The sequence below is a fragment of the Streptomyces sp. NPDC001744 genome (assembly GCF_042892575.1).
Taxonomy (GTDB): Bacteria; Actinomycetota; Actinomycetes; order Streptomycetales; family Streptomycetaceae; genus Streptomyces.
Map to the genome: position 1 here is coordinate 1 of NZ_JBIAUG010000047.1, position 7,129 is coordinate 7,129.

At 73.5% G+C, this 7,129-nt stretch carries 7 protein-coding genes; 5 read left to right on the forward strand and 2 right to left on the reverse strand.

Annotated features, from left to right (window positions below; translation table 11 throughout):
* The 3 genes from ACFYZY_RS29855 to ptsP all read left to right on the forward strand — a co-directional run.
* The coding region (locus ACFYZY_RS29855; RefSeq protein ID WP_388700364.1) for a hypothetical protein at positions 1-261 on the forward strand (261 nt) is incomplete at its 5' end.
* 261 nt (positions 262-522) lie between these two features.
* Positions 523-972: a PTS glucose transporter subunit IIA gene (locus tag ACFYZY_RS29860; protein ID WP_388700366.1), complete on the forward strand. Its 450-nt coding sequence runs from the start codon at positions 523-525 to the stop codon at positions 970-972.
* A gap of 81 nt (positions 973-1,053) precedes the next feature.
* Entirely contained in the window at positions 1,054-2,724 is a 1,671-nt protein-coding gene (ptsP, locus tag ACFYZY_RS29865) for a phosphoenolpyruvate--protein phosphotransferase (RefSeq protein ID WP_388700369.1), read from the forward strand.
* 70 nt (positions 2,725-2,794) lie between these two features.
* Here ptsP and ACFYZY_RS29870 read toward each other — a convergent pair whose 3' ends face one another.
* Positions 2,795-3,697: a hypothetical protein gene (locus ACFYZY_RS29870; protein WP_388700372.1), complete on the reverse strand. Its 903-nt coding sequence runs from the start codon at positions 3,695-3,697 to the stop codon at positions 2,795-2,797.
* A gap of 23 nt (positions 3,698-3,720) precedes the next feature.
* Positions 3,721-5,025 (reverse strand): MFS transporter, encoded by a 1,305-nt coding sequence (locus tag ACFYZY_RS29875; RefSeq protein WP_388700374.1) that lies wholly within the window; start codon positions 5,023-5,025, stop codon positions 3,721-3,723.
* Between the two features lie 87 nt (positions 5,026-5,112).
* On the opposite strand from ACFYZY_RS29875, the gene ACFYZY_RS29880 reads away from it, so the two are divergent.
* Positions 5,113-6,432 carry a GntR family transcriptional regulator gene (locus tag ACFYZY_RS29880; protein ID WP_388700376.1) on the forward strand — a complete coding sequence of 440 codons (1,320 nt, stop codon included), beginning with the start codon at positions 5,113-5,115 and terminating at the stop codon, positions 6,430-6,432.
* 173 nt (positions 6,433-6,605) lie between these two features.
* Positions 6,606-6,827, forward strand: coding sequence for a hypothetical protein (locus ACFYZY_RS29885; protein ID WP_388700379.1), 222 nt, complete (start codon positions 6,606-6,608; stop codon positions 6,825-6,827).
* The last annotated feature ends 302 nt before the right edge of the window (positions 6,828-7,129 follow it).

The window sequence follows — 7,129 nt, forward strand, 5'->3', positions numbered from 1 at the left end:
TTGATTTTTGGCACGCTGTTGAGTTCTCAAGGAACGGACGCTTCCTTCGTACTCACCCTCACCGGGCTTTCCTCCGGGCTTTTCCCTTCGGTCTTTCGTGTTTCCAGCTTAGCAGATCCGTTTTCCGTTTCTGCCACCCGCTGGAGCGGGCTTCCGGGGTCGAAATTCGCTTTCGCGCTTTCCGTTCCCGGCGGGTTCAAACATTACCAGGCTTTCTCGGTCCCCCTGACCACGTCCCGCTGCGAGCACGCAGAGGTGTAGACCACTGGGGTTAGGATCTGGCTTGGTAGGTGCTGCCGACCCGCGACTCAAGGCCGCGTGGGGGTCGAGCAGAAGTACGACAGTACATCCCACCGCCAGAGGAGGCAAATCGTTGCTGGTGGTCCCTAGCTCCGCCCAACTGGTACGTCTCGTGCGGATCGTGCGGAACCGGGACTTCCCATGACATACGCTTCTGAACAGTACGCCGTCCAGGACAGGTAGTGACGGCGCCACACCATCTCCGCCCCTGGGAGGCTTCCCATGACAACCGTGACGTCGCCGCTTGCCGGACGCGCCATCGGTCTCGCCGCAGTTCCCGACCCGGTCTTCTCCGGTGCGATGGTCGGTCCCGGTACCGCCATCGACCCCGTACGCGAGCCCTCCGAGGTCGTCTCGCCCGTCGACGGGGTCATCGTGTCCATGCACCCGCACGCCTTCGTCGTCGTCGACGGCGAGGGACACGGTGTGCTGACCCATCTCGGCATCGACACCGTCCAGCTCAACGGGCAGGGCTTCGAGCTGCTCGTGAACAAGGGGGACACCGTGACGCGCGGACAGGCCGTCGTGCGCTGGAACCCGGCCGAGGTCGAGGCCGCCGGCAAGTCCCCCATCTGTCCCGTCGTGGCCCTGGAGGCCACAGCGGACTCCCTTTCCGAGGTCGCCGAGGAAGGCGACGTGAAGGCCGGCGACCACCTCTTCGCCTGGAGCTGAGCCGGTCCGTCCGCTGTGACGACCGCGAGTTCGACATTCAACGCGGCGGCCGGGGCCGTCGCTCAATCGGAGACGGGTGAGATGGAGACAACGCTGCGAGGCGTCGGCGTCAGCCACGGAGTGGCGATCGGCGAGGTCCGGCACATGGGCACCGCGGTCCTGGAACCGCCGGCCAAGTCGATTCCGGCCGAGGAGGCGGAGCGCGAACAGGGGCGTGCCCGTCAGGCCGTGGAAGCGGTGGCCGCCGACCTGGTGGCCCGGGGCAACCTCGCCGGCGGCGAGGCCCAGGCGGTGCTGGAGGCCCAGGCGATGATCGCTCAGGACCCGGAACTCATCGCCGACGTCGACCGCCGGATCGCGGTCGGCAGCACGGCCGAGCGCGGCGTCTACGACGCCTTCTCGCACTACCGGGAGCTGCTCGCCGGGGCCGGCGAGTACATGGCGGGCCGGGTCGCCGACCTGGACGACGTGCGGAACCGGATCGTCGCGCGGCTGCTCGGCGTACCGATGCCGGGCGTGCCGGACAGTGACGAGCCCTACGTCCTGATCGCGCGGGACCTGGCGCCCGCCGACACGGCGCTGCTCGACCCGGCCCTCGTGCTCGGGTTCGTGACCGAGGAGGGCGGGCCGACCAGCCACAGCGCGATCCTCGCGCGGGCGCTGGGCGTGCCGGCCATCGTGGCGCTGCCGGGCGCGGGCGAGCTGGCCGAGGGCACGCTCATCGCGGTCGACGGCTCCACCGGAGAGCTCTTCGTGGACCCGAGCGAGGAGAAGAAGGCGGTGCTGACCGCGGCAGCCGCCGAGCGCAAGGCGGCCCTGACCGCGTCCACCGGACCGGGCGCGACCTCGGACGGGCACAAGGTGCCGCTGCTCGCCAACGTCGGCGGCCCGGCGGACGTGCCGGCGGCGGTGGAGGCCGGTGCGGAGGGCGTCGGCCTGTTCCGTACGGAGTTCCTCTTCCTGGACGACAGCGGGAAGGCTCCCTCCGAGGAGAAGCAGGTCGACGCCTACCGCAAGGTCCTGGAGGCGTTCCCCGAGGGCCGGGTGGTCGTGCGGGTGCTCGACGCCGGCGCCGACAAGCCGCTGGACTTCCTGACGCCGGCGGACGAGCCGAACCCGGCGCTCGGCGTGCGGGGGCTGCGGTCGCTGCTCGACCACCCGGAGGTGCTGCGGACCCAGCTGACCGCGCTGGCGAAGGCGGCCGAGGGGCTGCCGGTCTACCTCGAGGTCATGGCGCCGATGGTGGCCGACCGTACGGACGCGAAGGCGTTCGCCGACGCGTGCCGCGAGGCGGGGCTGCGGGCGAAGTACGGCGCGATGGTCGAGATCCCGTCGGCCGCGCTGCGGGCGCGCTCGATCCTCCAGGAGGTCGAGTTCCTGTCGCTCGGTACCAACGACCTGGCGCAGTACACCTTCGCGGCCGACCGGCAGGTCGGCGCGGTGTCCCGGCTCCAGGACCCGTGGCAGCCGGCGCTGCTCGACCTGGTGGCGCTGTCCGCCGAGGCGGCCAAGGCCGAGGGCAAGAGCTGTGGTGTCTGCGGCGAGGCCGCCTCGGACCCGCTGCTGGCGTGTGTGCTGACGGGTCTGGGGGTCACCTCCCTCTCGATGGGCGCGGCGTCGATCCCGTACGTGCGGGCGACGCTGGCCAAGTACTCGCTGGCGCAGTGCGAGCGGGCCGCCGCCGCGGCGCGGACCGCGGACACGGCGCACGGCGCGCGGCTGGCCGCCCAGGCGGTGCTGTCCGGAGAGTGATCTCCGGGGTGGACGACGAAGGGGCTTTCCGTCACGGAGGTGGCGGGGAGCCCCTTCGTCGTGGGCGGGGTCAGTGGTGGGCGGTCCAGTCGTCCCCGGGGTCGGGGGCGAGGGGGAAGCCGGCACGGTACTCGACCCCGGGCTCCGGGGAGAGGGGTTCTCCCGTGCGGGCGTCGGTGCAGTAGGCGGAGAAGACCTCGGCCTCGGTGAGGGGGGTCAGGGTGCCGTCGGTGAGGCGCCAGCCGTGGAGCCGGTCCGGGGCACCGGGGGCGGTGGTGCGCAGGACGACTCCGCCGGGTGCCGCGAGGGCGATGCCGGTGGCGAGCACGGCGGTGAACTCCGCGGCGGGGGCGGTCGCCGCGGTGTCCTCCGGCGGCACGGTGCCGTCGCCGCGGAGGACGGCGAGGAGCTGGTCGTCGGCGGCGGAGACGCTGCAGACGAGATGGTGGACCCCCGCCCCGGCGGCTTCGAGGAGGCGGACGAGCATGCGCGCGGCGCGTTCGTGGGCGGCTTCCCCGATGTCCTCGCCGCAGCTCGCGCAGTCGCCGGCGGTGGCGAGGACGGTGGTGGCGTACTCCCAGGTGGCCTGGCGGACGGCGGTGTCGACGAGTTCGGGAAGGAGGGCGGTGAGGGGCTGTCCGGTGTAGGTGACGTGGGCGCCGGTGGCGGCGAGGTGGGCGGTGAAGCGGCTGCGGCTCGCGGGGAGGTCGGGGTCGGTGCCGGTCTCGGCGCACCAGGCCGCGTACTCCTCGGGGTCGAAGAGGGCGACGGTCGTGTGTCCGCCCCGGGTGGCGAGGGTCCTGAGAAGGGACTCGACCTCGCGGAGGTAGGTGAGGTGGTCGTCGAAGGCGAAGGTGCGGTAGCGCCGCATGGCCGCGAAGTCCCGCTCGTCGGCGAGGAGGCCGACGGTACTGGGGATCTCGCGGCGCAGTGCGCGGCGGAGGCCCGCCGTGGTGGTTCCGGTCCGTGTCATGTCTCCCCCTGGTGACGGTCCGATCAGTTCTCACTCACCGTAACCTTCGCCACTGACAGTGACGATCCGGAGAGGCGTCGGCGGACGAGGCGGTTCTGCGCGGCGGCGGTGGCGACGAGGGCGGCGCCGAGGAAGGGCCAGGCGAAGGGGCCGGCGGAGACGAGACCGGTCATGAGGAGGGGGCCCGCGAAGCGCTGGGTGGACTGGGCGAGGCCGTGGACTCCGAGGTAGGCGCCCTGGGCGTCGTCGGGGGCGAGGGCGACGGAGATCTCCCAGGAGGCGATGGTGTGGATCATTTCGGCGAAGGTGAGGGCGACGGCCGCGGTGATCAGGGCGGTGACGGCCAGGGTGCGGCCGCCGAGGGCGGAGGCGCAGACCGCGAGGGTGCCGACGGCGAAGAGGACCGCGAGGGGGGCGAGCAGGCGGCGGGCGGCGTCGGTGGTGGCGCCGAAGCGGGAGAGCGGTACCTGGAAGAGCACGACGAGGGCGCTGTTGGCGACCAGGAGGAGCGGGGCGAGGCCCACGGGGGCGTCGGTGGCGTGGACGATCCAGAGCGGCAGGGCGACCTGGAGGATCGAGTCGTGGAGGAAGAAGACGCCCTCCCCCGCCGTGAAGGCGAGGAAGCTCCGGTCGCGCCAGGGGCTGGGGGGCGTGGTGGCGGGGGCGGTGCCGGTACCGGTGGAGGCGGCCACGCGGGAGGCGGGGGTGGGGGGTTCGGCGCAGCGGAGGGTGAGGGCCGCCATCACCAGGTAGGAGAGGGCGTCGCCGACGAGCAGGAGCTGGAAGGCGGTGGTGGAGCCGACGGCGAGCGCCGCTGCGGCGCCGAGGCCGCCGAGGGTCCAGCCGATGTTGGCGGTGGTGCGGTTGATGGCCTGGTAGCGGACGCGTTCGGGGCCGGCGACACGGGCGGCGTAGAGCTTGGTGAGGACGTTGGTGGCGCGGTCGGGGAGGGCTCCGGCGGCGGAGAAGAGGACGAGGAGGAGGTAGTGGTCGGTGGTGAGGAGGGCCAGGAGGGCCGCGGCGCGCAGGAGTTGGGCGCAGATGATGACGCGGACCAGGGGGAAGCGGTCGGCGAGGCGTCCGCCGAGCGGGGCGCCGGCGATGCCCGCCGCGCCGGAGAGGGCGACGAGGAGGCCGACCTGGCCGAGCCCCAGGCCCGTGACGTAGGTGAAGTAGAGGGCCATGGCGGTGGACCAGAGCCCGGTGCCGCACTTGTCGATGAACCCGACGAGGAGCATGCGGCGGCCGTCCGCGCCGCCGGGGACGCGGTCCTTGAAGGGGGTCCTGGGTCCGGGAAGCGTCCGGGCGGGTCGGGTGGTACGGCTCATGGGTCCCCCTGAGGGCGCGGCGGCCCGTCGCGGTGGTTCGCGCGGGACGCCTTGCGCCTACGTTTGTATCGATACATAATGCTTTACGTGACAGCACAATATGTGATCGAAGGCGTCACGGCCAAGGGGATCGCCGCATCCGTGGAGCGGGGCGTGACCGAGGGCCGGCTCGCACCGGGGAACGCCCTGCCGCCGGTGCGGCGGCTCGCGGACGAACTGGGGGTCAGTCCGGGGACCGTCGCCACCGCCTACAAGGAGCTGCGGCGGCGGGGCCTGGTCGTCACCCGGGGCCGGGGCGGGACGGTGGTGGCCGAGGCGCCGTCGGTGACCTCCCGGCGTCCCCCGCGCGTCCCGGAGGGCCTGGTGGACCTCGCCGGCGGACACCCGGACCCGGACTTCCTCCCCGTACTGCGCCCACCGGCGGCCGTCGCCCCCGTGTACGGCTCCCACCGCGCCTCGCCCCGCCTCGCGTCCCTCGAAGCCCTGACCCGGGCGTGGTTCGAGCGCGACGGGGTGCCCGCGCGGCACGTGACGTTCGCGCACGGGGCGCTCGACTGCGTCGCGCGCCTGCTCTCGACGGAGCTGCGGCCCGGGGACGCCGTGGCCGTGGAGGACCCCGGCTTCCACCACCTGCTCGATCTGGTGCCCGCGCTCGGGCTGCGGACGGTGCCGGTGGCGGTGGACGGCGAGGGGCTCGTACCGGAGTCGCTGCGGACGGCGCTGCGGAGCGGGGCGCGCGCGGTGGTGTGCAGCCCCCGGGGCCAGTGTCCGACCGGGGCGTTCTTCACCCGGTCGCGGCGGGACGCGCTGGTGGCGGTGGTGCGGGAGTTCCCCGACGTGCTCGTCGTCGAGGACGACCACAACGCCGAGATCGGCGGGGTCGCCGCGCACACGCTCGCCGCGGCCGGCCTCGACCGGTGGGCGCAGGTGCGGACGGTGTCGAAGCACCTCGGGATCGACCTGCGGTGGGCCGGGGTCGCGTGCGACGCGGTGACCCTGGCGCGGCACGACGGCCGGATGCTGATGACGTCGGGCTGGGTCAGTCACGTGCTCCAGGAGACCGTGGCCGGCCTGTTCACCGACGGGGCGGTGCGCGCGCTGGTGGCGGCCGGCGAGGAGGCGTACGCGGAGCGGCGCGCGGCGCTGATCGGCGCGCTCGGCGCGTACCGGATCCGGGCGGTCGGCGCGAGCGGGCTGAACGTGTGGGTGCCGGTGCGGGACGAGTCGGCCGTGGTCAACGGGCTGCGGACGCGGGGCTGGTGGGTGGCGGCGGGAGCGCGGTTCCGGATCGCGGCCCCGCCCGCGGTGCGGATCACGACGGCGACGCTCGCACCCTCCGACGCCGTGCGGCTCGCGGCGGACTTCGCGGAGGTCCTGCGCGATGGGCAGGCGACGTACGGGGGGTGAGGCCCGGCGGGACGCGCGGAGGGGGGCCGGGCGCCCCGGGGGCGAGGGGCCGGCCGCATTGATGTGGTCTCGACCATTGCCTCCGGCCCGGCGGTGGAGGAAGCTGCTCGCCGGGCGCCGGACCATCACGACCGGAGTGCTCGCCACCGGAACAGGAAGGCAGCAACACACCCATGCGCAAAGTGATTTCGGCCCTGAGCCTGACCGGACCGGCGGCCGCGGCCGCCCTGCTGCTCGCCCCGTCCGCCCAGGCCGCCGGGTACGTCTACGTCGGCATGTACCCGAGCGCCGCCGCCTGCGACGCGGCCGGACAGGGGTACGTGGCCCGGGGCCAGGCGGTCGGCTACTTCTGTGACGCCACCCCCACCACGACCCGCCTGTCCATCTGGGCCTGACCGGCCCCACCACCCGGGCGCCGGCGCGTTCGGCGCCGGACCGGCCCGGTGGCCCCTCCGGCCCCCGGGCCGGCGGTCGGCCGGTCCGGGACGGAACGCCTGGGGCGTGTGTCGAAAGTGGCGTCGTCCGCCCGGAGGGCGGGCCCGACAACGCCGCGAGCGTGCGTGCCGGACGCCGCCGGGCAGACGGGACTTTCGACGCACGCCCTAGGTGTATTGACTCGCAGCGTTGTTGACTCGGCTGATGGGCGGGTGTCCGTCGAGTGCGGTGTGGCAGCGGTGGTGGTTGTAGGTGTGGAGGA